The 16,272-nt window shown below is 41.5% G+C and carries 18 protein-coding genes, 1 pseudogene and 1 riboswitch; of the genes and pseudogenes, 14 read left to right on the forward strand and 5 right to left on the reverse strand.

What is annotated here, in order from left to right; all coding sequences use genetic code 11:
• Positions 1-124 precede the first annotated feature (124 nt).
• A pseudogene (locus tag CUU66_RS07580) lies at positions 125-316 on the forward strand (LemA family protein); the annotation flags it as partial.
• Between the two features lies 1 nt (position 317).
• Positions 318-1,046, forward strand: a complete 729-nt coding sequence (locus CUU66_RS07585) for a TPM domain-containing protein (protein WP_101641075.1) — start codon at positions 318-320, stop codon at positions 1,044-1,046.
• 566 nt (positions 1,047-1,612) lie between these two features.
• Here the strand turns inward: CUU66_RS07585 and CUU66_RS07590 are convergent.
• Both CUU66_RS07590 and CUU66_RS07595 read right to left on the reverse strand, forming a co-directional pair.
• Positions 1,613-2,194, reverse strand: coding sequence for a hypothetical protein (locus tag CUU66_RS07590; RefSeq protein WP_101641076.1), 582 nt, complete (start codon positions 2,192-2,194; stop codon positions 1,613-1,615).
• Between the two features lie 16 nt (positions 2,195-2,210).
• Complete coding sequence (locus CUU66_RS07595; protein WP_101641077.1) at positions 2,211-2,777, reverse strand: membrane-spanning protein; 567 nt, start codon at positions 2,775-2,777, stop codon at positions 2,211-2,213.
• Between the two features lie 1,003 nt (positions 2,778-3,780).
• Positions 3,781-3,824, forward strand: a riboswitch (PreQ1 riboswitch).
• A 54-nt stretch (positions 3,825-3,878) separates the two neighbouring features.
• On the opposite strand from CUU66_RS07595, the gene queC reads away from it, so the two are divergent.
• From queC to CUU66_RS07615, 4 genes are read left to right on the forward strand one after another with little or no spacing between them, the layout of a single operon-like run.
• Complete coding sequence (gene queC, locus CUU66_RS07600; RefSeq protein ID WP_101641078.1) at positions 3,879-4,538, forward strand: 7-cyano-7-deazaguanine synthase QueC; 660 nt, start codon at positions 3,879-3,881, stop codon at positions 4,536-4,538.
• A complete protein-coding gene (queD, locus tag CUU66_RS07605; RefSeq protein WP_101641079.1) occupies positions 4,539-5,015 on the forward strand; it encodes a 6-carboxytetrahydropterin synthase QueD in 477 nt (158 codons plus the stop codon). It begins immediately after the preceding gene.
• The gene (gene queE / locus CUU66_RS07610; RefSeq protein ID WP_101641080.1) at positions 5,008-5,736 is read left to right on the forward strand and encodes a 7-carboxy-7-deazaguanine synthase QueE; all 729 of its coding nucleotides are present in this window, start codon (positions 5,008-5,010) and stop codon (positions 5,734-5,736) included. Before queD ends, queE begins: the two co-directional genes overlap by 8 nt.
• A 15-nt stretch (positions 5,737-5,751) precedes the next feature.
• A complete protein-coding gene (locus CUU66_RS07615; RefSeq protein WP_101641108.1) occupies positions 5,752-6,282 on the forward strand; it encodes a VUT family protein in 531 nt (176 codons plus the stop codon).
• 81 nt (positions 6,283-6,363) lie between these two features.
• Here the strand turns inward: CUU66_RS07615 and CUU66_RS07620 are convergent, their stop codons facing one another.
• A complete protein-coding gene (locus CUU66_RS07620; protein ID WP_101641081.1) occupies positions 6,364-6,537 on the reverse strand; it encodes an asparagine synthase in 174 nt (57 codons plus the stop codon).
• Between the two features lie 138 nt (positions 6,538-6,675).
• Between CUU66_RS07620 and CUU66_RS07625 the strand changes: the two genes are divergently transcribed.
• Positions 6,676-7,683, forward strand: a complete 1,008-nt coding sequence (locus tag CUU66_RS07625) for a serine hydrolase domain-containing protein (protein ID WP_101641082.1) — start codon at positions 6,676-6,678, stop codon at positions 7,681-7,683.
• Here CUU66_RS07625 and CUU66_RS07630 read toward each other — a convergent pair.
• Complete coding sequence (locus tag CUU66_RS07630) at positions 7,673-8,185, reverse strand: methylated-DNA--[protein]-cysteine S-methyltransferase (protein WP_101641083.1); 513 nt, start codon at positions 8,183-8,185, stop codon at positions 7,673-7,675. The genes CUU66_RS07625 and CUU66_RS07630 overlap by 11 nt on opposite strands.
• A 411-nt stretch (positions 8,186-8,596) precedes the next feature.
• Between CUU66_RS07630 and CUU66_RS07635 the strand changes: the two genes are divergently transcribed.
• Complete coding sequence (locus tag CUU66_RS07635) at positions 8,597-9,619, forward strand: NADH:flavin oxidoreductase/NADH oxidase (RefSeq protein ID WP_441339242.1); 1,023 nt, start codon at positions 8,597-8,599, stop codon at positions 9,617-9,619.
• A gap of 689 nt (positions 9,620-10,308) precedes the next feature.
• Here CUU66_RS07635 and CUU66_RS07640 read toward each other — a convergent pair.
• Positions 10,309-11,838, reverse strand: a complete 1,530-nt coding sequence (locus CUU66_RS07640; protein ID WP_101641085.1) for a DHA2 family efflux MFS transporter permease subunit — start codon at positions 11,836-11,838, stop codon at positions 10,309-10,311.
• A gap of 397 nt (positions 11,839-12,235) precedes the next feature.
• Here CUU66_RS07640 and CUU66_RS07645 point away from each other — a divergent pair, with 397 nt between their 5' ends.
• The 6 genes from CUU66_RS07645 (at position 12,236) to CUU66_RS07670 (ending at position 15,894) form a co-directional block, all read left to right on the forward strand.
• Positions 12,236-12,787: a hypothetical protein gene (locus CUU66_RS07645; protein ID WP_101641086.1), complete on the forward strand. Its 552-nt coding sequence runs from the start codon at positions 12,236-12,238 to the stop codon at positions 12,785-12,787.
• Positions 12,788-12,884: 97 nt separating this feature from the next.
• Complete coding sequence (locus CUU66_RS25355; protein ID WP_101641087.1) at positions 12,885-13,238, forward strand: four-helix bundle copper-binding protein; 354 nt, start codon at positions 12,885-12,887, stop codon at positions 13,236-13,238.
• Positions 13,239-13,582: 344 nt separating this feature from the next.
• On the forward strand, positions 13,583-14,278 hold the full coding sequence (locus CUU66_RS07655; protein WP_101641109.1) for a 2-phosphosulfolactate phosphatase: 696 nt from the start codon (positions 13,583-13,585) through the stop codon (positions 14,276-14,278).
• Entirely contained in the window at positions 14,275-15,054 is a 780-nt protein-coding gene (locus CUU66_RS07660) for a phosphosulfolactate synthase (RefSeq protein WP_101641088.1), read from the forward strand. Before CUU66_RS07655 ends, CUU66_RS07660 begins: the two co-directional genes overlap by 4 nt.
• Positions 15,051-15,449 (forward strand): VOC family protein, encoded by a 399-nt coding sequence (locus tag CUU66_RS07665; protein WP_101641089.1) that lies wholly within the window; start codon positions 15,051-15,053, stop codon positions 15,447-15,449. Before CUU66_RS07660 ends, CUU66_RS07665 begins: the two co-directional genes overlap by 4 nt.
• A gap of 139 nt (positions 15,450-15,588) precedes the next feature.
• Positions 15,589-15,894: a heme biosynthesis protein HemY gene (locus CUU66_RS07670; RefSeq protein WP_101641090.1), complete on the forward strand. Its 306-nt coding sequence runs from the start codon at positions 15,589-15,591 to the stop codon at positions 15,892-15,894.
• The last annotated feature ends 378 nt before the right edge of the window (positions 15,895-16,272 follow it).

Genomic DNA, 16,272 nt, shown 5'->3' on the forward strand with positions numbered 1-16,272 from the left:
TTAAATTCCTTTTTGTCCAACAATTACATTATTGGTCATAAAAGGTATGGATACCTAAATCATATATATCAAGGTACAAGTTAAGGTTTGGTAGTTACGACTAGAGTTTCGCCAATAATCGTATCTATATGGTACAGAAAATCGCATTTCAGTAGCACGCCGCGATTATAATGATCAAGTGGCTTCTTATAATAAAAAAGTAAAACGGTTTCCAGGAGCGCTTGTAGCGGGGATAACCGGTTTTGACCAGAAAGAGTATTTCAAGGCTGACCCAAGGTCCGGACAGGCTCCTGCGGTCGATTTTGGAGGAAAGTAAAATGGGCGGCAGAAAAAGCTCTGTCTTTCTCATCATATCAATGTTTGTTGTACTGATATGCGGCAGAGCTGAGGCGGCTGGCGCGGATCCCATTCCGCGGGCTGCCGGCGATATATATGTCCAGGATCGTGCAAATGTTTTAAATCCCAATGAAGAAGCACAGTTAATCCAATTAGGACGGACAGTGGAGGATCATACTTCCAATCAAATTGCAGTATTAACAGTGAACTCCATCGGAGACGAAGCCATAGAAGATTATGCAAATAGAGCCTACCGTGAGTATGGCCTTGGAACTGAGAAAGAAGATAATGGCGTACTGTTGCTATTAGCAATGAAAGAAAAGAAAATAAGGATCGAAGTCGGGTATGGGCTTGAAGGCGTGATTCCTGATGGAAGAGCCGGCAGAATCATTGATGAAAATGCCATTCCAAGTCTGCAGGCAGATCAGTCAAATATCGCTGTCATGAAAACGTATGGAGCTATTGCGAATGCTGTCTCAGGAGATGGCAGTGAAAGATCTGAAACTCCGCAGCAGGAAGATGGAGGGTCCATTCCAACCTGGCTTGTAATCCTGCTGGTTGTGGGTCTTATCATTCTGGATTTTGTGTTTTTTGGAGGAACACTTACCTTTTTCCTGCTGTCTATTTTCTCAAGAGGGGGCGGAGGAGGAGGTCCCCGAAGCGGTGGAGGCGGCTCTTCAGGCGGAGGGGGAGCAAGCCGTGGATGGTAGCAGCCTAGTTATGAAGTAAAACAGACACCTGATTAAGAAGACTTGCTGATTCGCAAACGACAGCGAAGACAGAAGCTTAGACGCCCTTACCATGCTCGAACCGCCACGTCCAGTGGCCCCTCCTGTGCACCCGAGCGTTAGCCCGTCATATGACGCGCGGCAGAGAAAGGCCGATTTTGCCTTTTAATAGCAATGGCTAGACCCGCGGGCCTTCCCCATTATCATTGTTTAAGAACTCTAATGATAAGCTTGTCATTTATCAACACGAAAGTTTAGGGAAGGCAGAGACCTGAAAAGCATAAGCCAATATGAGAACTGGTTTTCTTCTCATGGACGGATTGGCTTATGGCTCGAAGGGTCTAAAGCTTTGAGCTGAATCAAGGAGTCTCGCACCATACGTTCCAAACAACCTGTTTAACAATAGTATTGGTTCACAGAACTTATTAAAATCTTTTAGAAAAGAGCCAATCAACAAAACTCAGCACTTACGAAAACACAATCATAAGAACACTGGAAACCAGCCAACTGTTTGACTTTATCCAGCATCACCTGCTGTTAATTAATTATTAAGTGTGGTCATTCCTCTGTTTGAACCCTGTTCTCATTCCAGCCCAGACAGCGACAGCAAGGCCGCCCAGGCTGTCTGAGATGAGGTCAGTCATTGTGTCTTTGTTTCCTCCTCCCTGAAGGGTCATATTAAAGAACTGATCTGAAGCAAACTCATAGAATTCCCAAAGCACACCGCCGAGAACAGCAAAAGAGAAGGTAAACAGGAATACGAACCATGGAGAGATCCCGCGTCCGGCACTTCTATAGGCAAGCCTTTCATATAACGCAATGGAAGTGAATCCTAAAAGGGCACCACTAAGTGCATGGAGAAATGTATCCCACCAGCCAAGTCCGTACCAGCCTCTGATGGAACCTAAATATTGAGAGGCAACCAGAAAAATTAAGTAACTGAACGTTAGCGGAACGTTAAAAGTCAGCTTGGTAAACAAAGCAAGCAGCAAGGGGACAGCTCCGCATACTATACCTCCGATTGCCACTGAGGCTCTAAATTGTTGTCCGGAAGAATAAAAATATAAGCACAGCACAGCCATGAATAAAACATAAATCATGCTTGCTGTTATAATAAGTTTCCTGCTCATGGTTCACCTCGTCATGTCAAAATTTTTGCTTTCTAAATCCTGCATATGAAGCTATGATCAAGGCTCCGGCAAAACCAGCGAGTAAATCGTACATGGTATCCTTATTTCCGCCCCGCTGCATAGTTTCAGTATAGTAAAGGTCACCGAAGAACTCATAAATTTCCCAAACAACGCTTGCTACTATAGCAAGGGAAAGGACAAAAAGGAAGATCAGGAAGCGTGAGGTCCTTTCGAGGGCCTCTTTCGTGATCAGTACCTTAATGAGCGTTATCGCAATCACACCCATAAAAAGTCCTTTATAAAGATGAAGAGTAGTGTCCCACCACCTAACATATACATAAAATTTTACAATTGATCCCAAAAATGTAGAGCAGAAAATAAAAACATAGTAGCCAATGATTTCCGGAATATTAAATGGATTATTTCTCAGAAAAAGTAATAATAACGGCAGACCGCTCACAATAATTCCGCCCAGCCCTACCTGCCATTTTGATGTGTCATCTTTTACTAGAAAATAGATGAATAGTCCAGTCATAAATACCATAAAGCTTATTGAGAGTATGATTATTACTTTCTTTTTCATGCTGTCACCTCATTAACAATTATGTCCAATTCGTGATAGTTAAAATCAGGATACAGTATTCATGTTTGTATAAAGTTATTCTTTCTTTAGGAAGGACTCGTAAAAGTTCCATGTTAATGAAAGTATGGGTCGAGAGGGAACCTATGCATGCAGTTGTCGTTCGATATAGTGGCAGTTAATAAGCAAATCGGATAATCAAATAGACTGTTTAAAGGCAAACAGGCTGTTGCAATATCAAAAAGGTAATTTTTAAGCATACTGGTTGTGGCTATCATAAAAGCATTCTCACACATATCAATTAACTAATAATCATAAAGACTGTTCTTTAAGCATATAAGGTTTTTCTTAAGCAAAAGACAGGAAGCATACGCATAGGTTTACATGTGATAAGCATAAACCTGTTAAAGATAAGCATAAAATTCTAAAACTAAAGCATAAAATTTTAAAACATAAGCATAAATACCTTAAAGGTAAGCATAAGCACTGAGCACGAGACTTAAAATCTTCTAATCTAGTATGAATGCTGCCATTTATCCCTTTTCTAAGCGAGTTTCAGAAAATAATCACTCTATATGGATGGTTTTTATAAAAAAACTGTTTTATTTCACGTGTAATAAGCAAAATCAGTACTGTTTTCAATATGGTTTATAGCCTAGCTATCTCTTTAAGCTGGAACATGATACCGCCATACATAACATCCGTATTTCTCCTACTAAGAGCACTCTTTACTATGCAGAATGCTCATTTTTTAGACCTTTAGGTAGATAGCTGTCATCATCAGACTTATAAACATTTCCGCGTGTTATTACAGCCATGAATTGTCTTTACATAGATTGTTTTGAAAAGCTCCGTTCACAGCATTTTTTTGTAATCTGACCAGAATAAGGACACGTCACAGCTGCATATGATAAAAAACTCTTTCGTTTTTATAAAGTTATGTTATTATATTTAAGTTGACTTAAAAAAAATAAAAACCGGACGGTGTTTTTTACATTAAGACCGTACGGGAGAGGTTCTTAGCTACCCTCTTTAAAAAACTAAGGAAAAACAGTGCTGCTTTTCTTTAGCTGCACTGTTTTTTCGTTTAGAAGGAGAGTTCGTATGAAAAGAGATAAAGCGGTTGTTGTATTTAGCGGGGGACAGGACAGTACTACCTGTTTATTCTGGGCTTTGGAGCAATTTGAGGAAGTAGAGGCTGTAACGTTTGACTATAACCAGAGGCACAAACTTGAAATTGATTGTGCTAAAGCCATAACGGAAGAACTGAATGTAAGGCATCATATCCTTGATATGTCGCTTTTAAATCAGCTGGCTCCAAATGCTTTAACAAGAGCCGATATTCCTGTCAGCGACGGAAAAGATGGAGAACTCCCCAGCACATTTGTACCCGGTAGAAATCTGCTATTCCTTTCATTTGCCGGAATTTTGGCAAGGGGAATTGGAGCAAAACATATTGTTACCGGTGTTTGTGAAACGGACTTCAGCGGGTATCCGGATTGCCGGGACATCTTTATTAAATCGCTTAATGTTACTCTTAATCTGTCAATGGATGAAAACCTGGTGATCCATACTCCTTTAATGTGGCTGAATAAAGCAGAAACGTGGGAAATGGCAGATAATCTTAACGCTTTTGATTTTGTCCGGGAAAAAACACTGACATGCTATAACGGAATCATTGCCGACGGCTGTGGTGAATGCCCTGCCTGTCATTTACGGCAAAATGGGCTTAATCAATATCTGGCCGAAAAGGGAGTGTTGTAGATGTACGGTTTCCGTATTGTTGATAAACTTCAAAAACTCCATGAAGATATCAAGCTGGAACAGCTTAAATATCATTCAAAGAGAGTAATGGTGAGTAAAGAATTCACATTTGACGCTGCACATCATCTTCATCATTATGAAGGAAAATGCAAGAACCTTCATGGGCATACTTACAAAGTTATCTTTGGAATCAGCGGCTATTTGGACGAACGAGGCCTTCTGATCGACTTTGGGGATATTAAGGAAATATGGAAAAATGAAATAGAAATTTTCCTGGATCACCGCTATATCAATGAAACTCTTCCGTCAATGAATACGACTGCAGAAAATATGGTGGCCTGGATTTATGAGAAGATGAAAGACGCCCTGGGAAACCGTAAAGAACAATACGATGGTGCCAGAGTCGAATTCGTGCGTTTGTATGAAACGCAAACAAGCTTTGCAGAAGCAAGACGGGAGTGGATGGAGCTTGGGTAAGATTCCTGTTATGGAAATTTTTGGACCGACCATTCAGGGTGAAGGAATGGTTGTTGGACAGAAAACGATGTTTGTTAGGACAGCCGGCTGTGATTATTCGTGTTCATGGTGTGACTCCTCTTTTACCTGGGACGGAACCGGCAGGCACTTGATCACCCAGATGGAGCCGCAGGAAATTTGGGAAAAACTTAAAGAATTAAGCGGAGAAGGTTTTTCCTTTGTAACGATCTCTGGAGGGAATCCGGCACTCCTTAAAAATATGGAAGATGTGATCACCCTTTTTAAACAAAACCAGATTCAAATAGGTCTTGAAACTCAAGGGTCAAAATGGCAGGACTGGATGATGGAAATCGATGAGCTGACGATCTCACCTAAGCCGCCAAGCTCTAAGATGATTACAAACTTTTCCATTCTTGATGATGTGATTGCAAGGCTTAGCAGTCATGATTTTTCGGGAAATGTAAGTTTGAAAGTGGTTGTGTTTAATCAAGAAGACTACGAGTATGCTAAAGGAATCCATCAAAGGTATCCACAGATTCCATTCTTTATGCAGGTCGGAAATGATGAAACAGCCACAGAAGACAATTCGTTGTTAATCACTCATTTACTGAATAAATACGAGAGGTTAATCGATGCTGTTATGAATGACAATGAACTTAAAAATGTAAAAGTACTTCCTCAGCTCCATGCCTTAGTATGGGGCAATAAAAGAGGAGTTTAATAAGGAGAAATTATGATTCGAATACCCTTATATTTACTTGCGATTGTTGCAGCCAACGTGGTGACTGCATCTTTTGCTCCATTAACATTTGGGGCTTTCATTGTTCCGATGGGAACGTTCCTTATTGGAGCGACCTTTATCCTGCGGGACCTTGTCCAAAATAAATTTGGAAGATCCAAAACATACCTGACCATTGCTGCGGCACTTATTTTGTCCGCTGTAGTATCGTACTTATTGGGTGATACCCTGCTGATCGTGCTTGCATCTGCGATTTCGTTTGCAGTTTCAGAAACGACTGATACCGAAATATATACAAGATTAAATCTGCCGATGAGCTGGCGAGTATTTTACAGCGGTTTGGTAGGGGGGATCCTTGATTCCGCTATCTTTGTGGTTATCGGGCTTAGCCCGTTCGGAGCAGGATTTTTACCATGGGAAGCTGTGCCGGCAGCTATTCTTGGCCAGGTCATTGTGAAAACAGTGATTCAGGCAATAGGCGCCGGAATCCTTTCAGGAGTCACTGGAAAGAAACAACTATCAGCATAAATGCAAAAAACCCCTTTGTACCTGGTATAAAGGGGTTTTTTGCATGAAAAAGGAGCACAAGAGAGTGCTCCTTTTTACTTACTAACGTCGATGTTCAACAAGGTCAATGACTCCAAGCACCACGTGGGCTAGACCAAATCCGAAGACCGTGTTTGCAATCATTTTATTGGAGCCCTGCATTTGTTTCATTGTATAACCAGCGGCAGTTACGGCAGTGCCTAAAGCGGTAGGAATTAAGCCTTCACGAACATTCATGGTTATATCCCTCCATCGAAGTTAGTAGGGTGAAAGTTCACACCAGACTTAGTTTTCCGAATCTCTGCGATTTTACACAGAAGTTTGAAGGGAAACCATGAATTTTGACGAATTATAAGTAAACGGGAGGGTCCACATTTGAGATATAATCTAGAACCACTCATTCACTGGGTTGAAGAGATTAAAGAACGAAATCAAAGTTCCGCTGCAGGTTTGGTTATAATGAAGGATAATCAGTTAATTCTGGAACACTACAGCGGCTTTCATTCTAATACCGCTCCTTCCAGGCGTGTCACGGCTGAATCACAATTTAACATTGCATCGGCCAGAAAATCCTATCTTGGGCTGGCGGTGGCATATGCCTTATACGAAAGGAAAATTAACAGCCTTGATGATTATGCTGCAGATTATATAGAGGATATTGATCCTTATTTACTGGGGAAAAGCACGATCCGCCATTTTATCAGCCATTCCCATGGACTGCATGTAACAGAGGATGGCACCATATTTAGAGAATTTGCGCCTGGTGAAAACTGGGCATACAGAGGAATAAATGTATGGGCCATAACTCGTCTCATTAATAAGCTGTATGGGAAAAACTTTCCTGAACTGCTTTCAGAAAGAGTTTTTATACCATCAGGCTGGAATCAGACCGGCTGGCATACAGAGGAAGCTGATGAGCTGGTAAAGGTTATCGTAGACCCGGCCGAAGCTGGAACCCATAAGCTGGGTGATAGTAAGGACGGTTCCCAATCAAATCTTCACGTATCAGCGAGAGAATTTGCTTATTGGGGGAATCTTCATTTGAACCAAGGGCGTATAAATGGCATACAGATTGTACCTAATGAAGTTATTCGGCTTGCCACAACCGTACAAAGTCCTCACTATAAAAATTCAGATCTTCCTTATAACGGTTTGTTCTGGTATGTTCAAGCTGCCCCTGCAGCAAGAAGTGAACTTGGAAGCAGAGTGCCAAAGGGCTCTTATCAAATTTTAGGGGTAACCGGACCCACCATATTAGTAATTCCTGAGTATAACGTGGTCGTCGCAAAGATGTACAACAAACGCTATAATTATGGCGCCGGAAACTACTTGTATTATTTAAGAGAATTCAGCAATCTGGTTTCGGATGTCTTCAGTAAATAACACCAGCCCGATCAGACAGATGATTGGGTTTTGTTTGTGCAGCCAGCTTCTTTTCATGGTTTAAAAGCCATTCTTTGCGCCATAGTCCATCGGAATAACCTGTGAGCTGTCCGCGTGAGCCAACCACACGGTGGCAGGGAATGATGATCAGGAACTTATTCTTACTATTTGCGTTCCCAACCGCCCGCACGGCTTTTTCACTCCCCGTTTCATATGCAATGTCACTGTAGGTCCGCGTTTTTCCAAATTTAATCGTACTAACTTGTTGCCATACCTTTTTCTGAAAAGCAGTGCCATTTATGTCTAGAGGGAGAGAAAAAGAAATTCTATTGCCGGTAAAGTATTCAGCCATTTGAGTTATGGCTTCGACTATTATTGGATGGTTTGAATGTTGAACTTCTTCTGGTATGTCTGTATTTGAGAAACGAATGGATAAAATGGCATTGTTATCTGCTTCAATTTTTAGCAGCCCAATAGGAGACTTAAAAATTCCTGTATACATAGTAACACCTCCAAGTCTAGCAGTATTTGAACATCTTACTTCGATTTTACTAAAAACATCCACATAGGGCATCTTGATTCTTGCTCATTAATTTAAATTATGGGTGAAAAATCTATTGTTGCTTTAAGCTTTATAATGATTAAAGCGGACGGGGTGGGGCTCCTGCGGGTCAAGGGAGAAATCCCGAAACCCGCGGAAAGCAAGTGCCTGCTTACTGCATAAAACAGGCACGACCTAAGCTTAATTATAATTAAAAGGGCGGGGAACACTACATATGGTAATCCAGCTTTATATTATTTTTTAAGGCATTTAATTTGCTATCAAAGATTGGCAAATGTAAAAATGTAAAGTATCCCATTATGAACACTAAGGATTTTTTCATAGGGAATGTACAGGAAAGGAAGTTATATGATGACCACTTTATTAGATTCCTTTGAAATAAAAGGGCTAAAATTAAAAAACCGTATCGTTATGCCGCCAATGTGCCAATATTCCGTAAAAGCGAAGGATGGAATACCAAATGACTGGCATTATACTCATTATACCAGCCGGGCGGTTGGGGGAACCGGACTAATTATTATAGAAATGACCGATGTGGAACCGGATGGCCGTATTACAGATTTTGATCTGGGGATCTGGTCTAATGATCATATTCCGGCGTTCAAAAGGATTATCGAATCATGCCAGAGCTACGGTGCCAAGGTGGGCATTCAAATCGCCCATGCCGGGAGAAAAGCTGAAGATGCTGAGGTACCCGTTTCTTCATCTTCCATCCAGTTTTCAGATCGCTATAAACAGCCGAGGGAATTAACAACAGAAGAAGTGAAAGAAATGGTCGGTAAATTTGAAGCAGGGTTTAGAAGGGCCGTACAAGCAGGTGTTGATACTATTGAAATTCATGGGGCTCATGGCTATCTGATTCATCAATTTCAATCACCTCTTACAAATAAAAGAACGGATGTGTACGGGGAAGATAAAGCCCGTTTCGGCGTAGAAATCATTGAAGCGGCAAAACGTGTTATGCCGGAATCCATGCCGCTGATCCTCCGCATTTCAGCAGTTGAGTATGCTGAAGGAGGGTATGACCTTGATTATTCGATCGAGCTGATTAAGCGTTATAAAGAAGCTGGAGTGGATATTCTGCATGTATCATCAGGCGGTGAAGGAACCTCAGGACCAGCATCAGCCGGTCCAGGATACCAGCTTGATTTCTCAGCTGCAGTAAGAGAAGCCGTAAACATTCCAACCATAGCAGTAGGCCGTATGGAAGATTATGATTTAAGTGAACAAGCCATCAGAGAAGGAAAAGCGGACTTGGTAGCAGTAGGCAGGGGTATGCTGCGCAATCCTTACTGGGCTAATGAAGCATCACTTGTACTTGGCGGAGATCCATTAACCCCGGAACAATACAGGGCGGGGTACAGCATCCGCTAATGGTTTTTTATAAAAAGATTATGTAAACCTTTTTACTTATTGTGGGGAACCAGGCCATAATAGAGGATTAGCTCATTATTGCAGGAAATTAGGGGAGGCAGCTATTGCCCTTCAAGGATTAAAAGGAACAACTCCTAGAAAAAATGGGCATGCTTCAGAAAATGACTGAATGGGAGACATCTGAAAAGGATTCTGCCAAGGGTTTTATTTACTTCGGGATGGAATATACATGACTTTTGGGATAATGAATGATGATTAAGATATACGAACGATTTTCGAGACATATGCACGATTTATAATATATATGGACGATTATCGTAATATATGCACGATTCCTGAGATAAAGGATTTTTGGGATATATTAGAGTCTTAAGATATACGAACGAATTTCGGGATATGAGTACCCTTCTTGGATATATGGACGGTTTGTGGACCCTTCCTGGATATATGAACTATTTTTGAGATATATGCACGATTTTTAGGGTATATGCACGATTTCTGGGATATATGAACGATTTTAGGAATATATGCACGTTTCATGGATGGACAGTGAGATCTGCATTCTTTTTTGAACAAAGGTAAAAACGGCTGCCAGATCCGGCAGCCGTTTTTAACTATGGATAGCAAATGTTCGTAATTACTATTTTTACCTCGTAATTTTTAAAGTTTTCGCTTGGATCTGTCCCAGCTTAGTCTAATAACTTCTTCGCCCCTCCGCGAAGACCAGGTCTGGAATCAGTCTTTTCTCGGGGGCGGGATATGATGTTCTCTCTTGGTGATGTGCGTTTGATAAAGAAGGCCAATATAAATGCAGCTGCTGTAAGCCATGCTGCGATATAAAATGCATCATTTACCCCCATGACGGTTCCCTGGTTGATGGCTGCAGCTATTTCTCCTTTGTCAGCTGGTGAAATTTGCTGGAGGCGGATTATTTCCTTTACATGCTGTGCGCCGTTATTAGTCATAATGGATACAAAAAAGGCCATGCCGACTGCACCAGCAATCATTCTAAGCGTGTTGACCATGGCTGTGCCATATCTGTTTAAATCCAAGGAAAGTTCGTTTAATCCGGCTGTAAATATAGGCATCATCAAGAGAGACATTCCTAACATGCGAGCTGTATAGATGGTGACGACGTAATTAAATGAAGTATCGGTGTGCAGCCTGCTTAATCCAAACGTAGTAATGACCGTAATTCCAAGACCTATCACAGCCAGCCACTTTGCGCCATATTTATCAAATAACCTGCCGGTAATAGGGGACATGATGCCCATCACTATTCCCCCGGGAAGAAGCAGTAATCCGGACATCAATGGAGAAAAGCCGCGGACATTCTGCATGTAAATAGGCATTAAAATCATTCCCGAGAACATCGCCATAGTCACAATAATATTAATGATGGTCGTTAATGTGAAGATGCGGTACCGAAAAATCCGAAATTCGAGGATAGGAGCTTCCACCCGTAACTGCCTCCAGACAAAGAGACTCAAACTGATCCCGCTTACCGCAAACATTGCAGCTACTTCCATACTGGCCCAGCCTTTTGTACCAGCTTCGGTAAAGGCATAGAGAATGCCTCCAAATCCTATGGTTGATAAAATCACGCCAAGGATATCAAGCTTAGGCCGGCCGACTTCGGTCACATTTTTCACTATGAAAATGGCCGCAGCAAAATTAAGAAAAGCAATAGGAAAGATAATAAAAAAGAGAACTCTCCAGGAGTAGGTCTGGACGACCCAGCCTGCTAAGGTTGGACCGACAGCTGGGGCAAAGTTCATCGCAATCCCAAAAATCCCCATTGCATACCCTCGGCGGTTGGGAGGAAATAAAGTGAAGATCACATTGGTTATAAGCGGAAAAAGTATGCCGGCTCCAGCAGCCTGTACCACACGCCCGATCAGAATGATTGAAAAGGAAGGTGCAATTCCACAGATCAATGTTCCAGCAGCGAAGAGCCCCATGGAAGCCAGATAAAGCTGCCTGGTCGTAAACCTGTTCATCAAGTAGGCAGTTACAGGAATAACGATTCCATTTACAAGCATAAAAATGGTCGTCAGCCAATTTGCTGTTGCTGCTGATATATGCATCTGATTCATGATTTGCGGAAGTGCTATGTTGATCAGTGTTTGATTTAAAAAAGCGGCAACTGCACCGGCTATCATTACTGCAAATATAGGCCCAATACGAAAAGATGCATTCACTGTTTCGTTTTTACTCATAAAATTTTTAAGCACCACCTATGTATGAAATACAGTTTACGAAATAAGCCCTGCAATTTATAGTTCCCAGCCCAGAGAGCTTTAAATCCAGCCAAAGAAAATTAAAATAAATTTGTTAGGTATGGTAAATTGAACTGCGGCGCCTGAGAGCTCCATTACTGAACCCATAGGAAGTTTCCTCGCGTAACCCTTGCAAGCCCATTGGTTACTTCCGGGGGAAACGGGGTCGCTAGGAGCCTAATCTTGATGGCCAAAGCAGTCTGCATCCAGACTGTTTGATATTAATCATTCATGCAAACAATTCCCTGCCTTCAACATCAATTGCCCATCCTTCGTTTAAAACGTTTCCATTCTTTCGTGCGTCTCATATGATATCGCAGAAAGGAGGAGTCTTTTTTTGCAGAGAATTGTAATTTACAGAGATTTTAGGGGTTACGTGGCCAAACCATTGGTACAGAAGTGGCTTCATATTATGAAACTTATATCTGATAAACTGTTCCTGAATGATCATGCGAAATGGATGAAAATTGATAGTATAAAAAAAGACGAATCACTTCCCTTTACTTTTTTTAAAGAAACCGACGGGAATTTTATATTCCGGCTTGAATATCAAAGATTGGTAAATCCTGCTCCTGAGCTAATAAATGCCATCGAATTTCTCTTAATTCAAGGAAATGTACAGGGTGAAAAACATGAAATAAGCGGGGAAAATCGGGAATTGACCTTATTCAATAATGGGTCTGATGCCGCTCGGGAAAATACTGAAGAACCGGACTCCTTCTACCTGTTATTGCAGAAGGAAATGATGCTGGGAAAGCTGGCATTGCTTCTTGATAAGGTGGAGAATGCAAAAGAGTGCGGGGATACATCGCAGACAGAAAAGGTTAAGGATGAGATTTTGCAGCACGTGCAGGCTATTAATATGTTTACTCAACCCCACAAAGGCTGATATGAATTTATATTCTGTCCCTTCTTTTTACCTGAATATTACAGAAATCCCTTTCATATATTGTACACGTAAGAAGTAACTTCTTGGAGGGATCGAGATGAGTGCACCTGTGGCATCAAGTGAAAGATTAAGAACTTACTTAAGAGAGTGTGCAGAAGCTTGTAATGCATGTGCAGAAGCCTGTGAGTACTGTTATAGAGAATGCTTGCGCAGCGAAGATGTGAGAAGGGAAGCTTTGAGGCTTGTCAGAGATTGTGCAGATGTGTGTAACCTTGTCAGGCAGCTGATTACACGGGAAAGCCCTTATTCAAGAGTGTTATGCAGTGTTGCAGCTAATATCTGTGACGCTTCTGCCAGGGCTTGTGAGCAATACGAGGATGATTACTGCCGGAGATGTGCAGAAGCGTGCCGGAGATGTGCTGACGCTTGCCGGGAGCTTTGTATTAATTAATCAAATAAGGAAAATGTATGAAGATCCTCTGTTTTACGAGGATCTTTTATAATGTCTGCGGTCCTCCGATTTGTGAGTGAATAGTTGCCTGCTTTATGGAAAGCTGATTCCTCAAGTAATACCTCACTATCTGCCTCCATAATGTTTAACTCTCCAAGTACAACTTACATTCCTTATAAATACCAGTACACTTTGGCAAAAAGCTGCCTTGCAATAAACATTTGGGTTTTTACCAAGGAAGGGCTTGAGCACTTGGCACCCATTCCAACCGGGCGAATATACTTTTTAGTGTAATACAGTTATTTGAACTGTAGCTCTCATCAACACAGGAGGAGAGGGTGCAGGTGGGAATTCATATATTTCAAGGACATGAACCAGCACTGAAATCTTCATATATAAATGTGGTGATTGACGTGATACGCGCTTTTACGGTAACGCAATACGCGTTTATGAAAGGCGCTGAAGGAATTCTTCTCGCAGGCAGTGTGGAGGAGGCTTTCAAACTAAAGCAGAAAAATCCAGATTATCTTCTTGCTGGAGAGGTCGGCGGTCTCCCTATTTCAGGTTTTGACTTTGACAATTCACCTGCCAATGTGTTCAAGGCCGATCTAAGAAACAGATATTTGATTCAAAAGACTACAAACGGCGTCACGGCAACCTTGAACTCATTGGATGCTGAATATGTATTTGTGACTGGATTTTCAAATGCAAGAACCACCGCCGAGTTTATTAAAAATAAGCTGATAGGCCCTGCTCCTGATCAGTTGATCAATATAATCGCCTCACATCCGGATGGTGACGATGATCTTGCTTGTGCCGAGTATATTTCGGGCCTTTTGCATGGACCACGCAGTTGTACTGGAAAAGAGGCCGCAGATAGAATCGTAAATTCGGCGGCTGCTCAAAAATTTTTCGATGAAGCGAAGCCGCAGTTCAATCCAGAAGATATAGATCTTTGTATAAAGGAACGATCTTCAGGCTTTATTATGAAGGTCAGCTATAAAGACAGAATACCGATGATTGAGAGGGTAAGCGTGTGAATATAGAGGGGCTCCATTTGCCTGAAAGGATATGCAAACCAAGGAAGCATGGAATTACCATTTTAATTGATAACGGCGTGCCGTTCAATTTGTTTAAGGATACGATTGCCAGTGCAGGGCCATATATAGATTTCATTAAGTTTGGTTGGGGTACTTCGATTATTACCTCATGCCTGGAACAAAAAATCAGCTTCCTTGATGAAAATAATGTGGATTTTTTCTTTGGAGGAACTTTATTTGAAAAGTTTTTAAGCCAAAAGAAAGTAGATGAATATTACAATTTTTGTAAACGGTATGGATCAGCCTTCGTGGAGATCTCCAACGGGACAATTGATATCCCTAATCGGGAAAAAGCTAGATTTATTGAGGAATTTTCAAAAGATTTTATCGTGTTCAGCGAGGTCGGCCACAAAGATTCCGTGATTTCAAACACACTTCATTCCGAGGACTGGGTCCAATTCATACAAGAAGATTTGGAAGCCGGTGCCTATAAAGTGATTACGGAAGCCAGGGAGAGCGGTACAAGTGGTCTGTGTGATGAAAAAGGAGAAATGCGCTTCGACATTGTAGGCAGAATCAGAGAGGCAGGCATCTCATTAGCCAATATTATTTTTGAGGCTCCAAATAAAAAACTGCAGACGTCCTTCATAAAACTTGCGGGTCCGAATGTTAATTTGGCAAACATACCCTTCACTGATCCGATATCATTAGAAACACTCCGGCTGGGACTTCGCTCCGACACTTTTTATACGTTTCATGAGGGGGAATATGAATGAGAGATACAAACAAAGTTTTCCATCTGGCCATACCGTGTAAGGATCTGGATGAGACCGTAGATTTTTACGAGAAATTAGGCTGTACTCTTGCAAGAAGATATGACGACAGAGTTACTTTCAACTTTTTTGGCGATCAAGTGGTGTGCCATTTAAATCCAGAAAGCGTGGATGAACGTCCAAAAATGTATCCAAGGCATTATGGGATCACCTTTACAGATAAAGAAGAATTCGATCAAGCCCTTACTTTTGCCCAGGAACAGAAACTGCCCTTTTTCCAGGAGCTGATGATCCGGTTTAAGGGAAAGAAAGAAGAGCATGTTACGTTCTTTTTGATCGATCCTGCCAATAATTTGTTAGAGTTCAAGTACTATCACGATATTGAAATGGTATATTAAGCTGGTATCTGAGCCATTCCAAAAGGATGGCTTTTTTTTATAAACAGAGTGGACAAGATGATTTAGGAGCAATTTATTTTTAATTTTTCCTAATAGGTGGGATAATATCACTATCAACTGAAAGAGGAGAATTTCTGATATGAAATGTAAAATCAATAGAAATGCTGCGAAAGTGATTAAGAAAATGCTTAATGAGGAAGAAGCAGCTGCTGGCAAAATGATAAGAGTCATTGTGACTGAAAAACATGGGGACCATGCTCATTATGCCTTGACTTTTGATACACCAACTGAGAATGATGAAATTGTTAAAACCGACAAAGACATCGATGTATTACTTGATAAAAATGATGACTTCCTGGATGGAGTATGGATTCAATTCTTCTATGTACCACAAGAAGAGTTTGTCATTACGAATCCTTCCAAAGGCAGTCACCATCAGCATTAATCAAATAATGACCAAATTGGCCAGGGACAAGCTCCCTGGCTTTTATTTATTTAAAAAGCTATGTTAAACATGGCTGTTGATTTCCGCTGCAGGCACTCGCTTTCCGCGGGGCGGTCCGGGAGCCTCCTCGGCGTTGACGCCTGTGGGGTCTCCCTTGCCCCGCTTTTCCCGCAGGAGTCTCGCACCTTCCGCTCCAATCAACATCGTGCAAAAATGAACAATGACCTTTAATATAGCCATTTAAAAAGGGATTTTTGAGGCTGTTACTGAACGACAATGAAAGGGTCAGACTGGACCTGAAGCTGTATCGACCGTATCACTCGGCATCCAAAATTTGCACGATACGAAGCAGAAAGTTAATCACCTAATAAAAGACTT

This window comes from Peribacillus deserti (assembly GCF_002863585.1).
Taxonomy (GTDB): Bacteria; Bacillota; Bacilli; order Bacillales; family DSM-1321; genus Paraperibacillus; species Paraperibacillus deserti_A.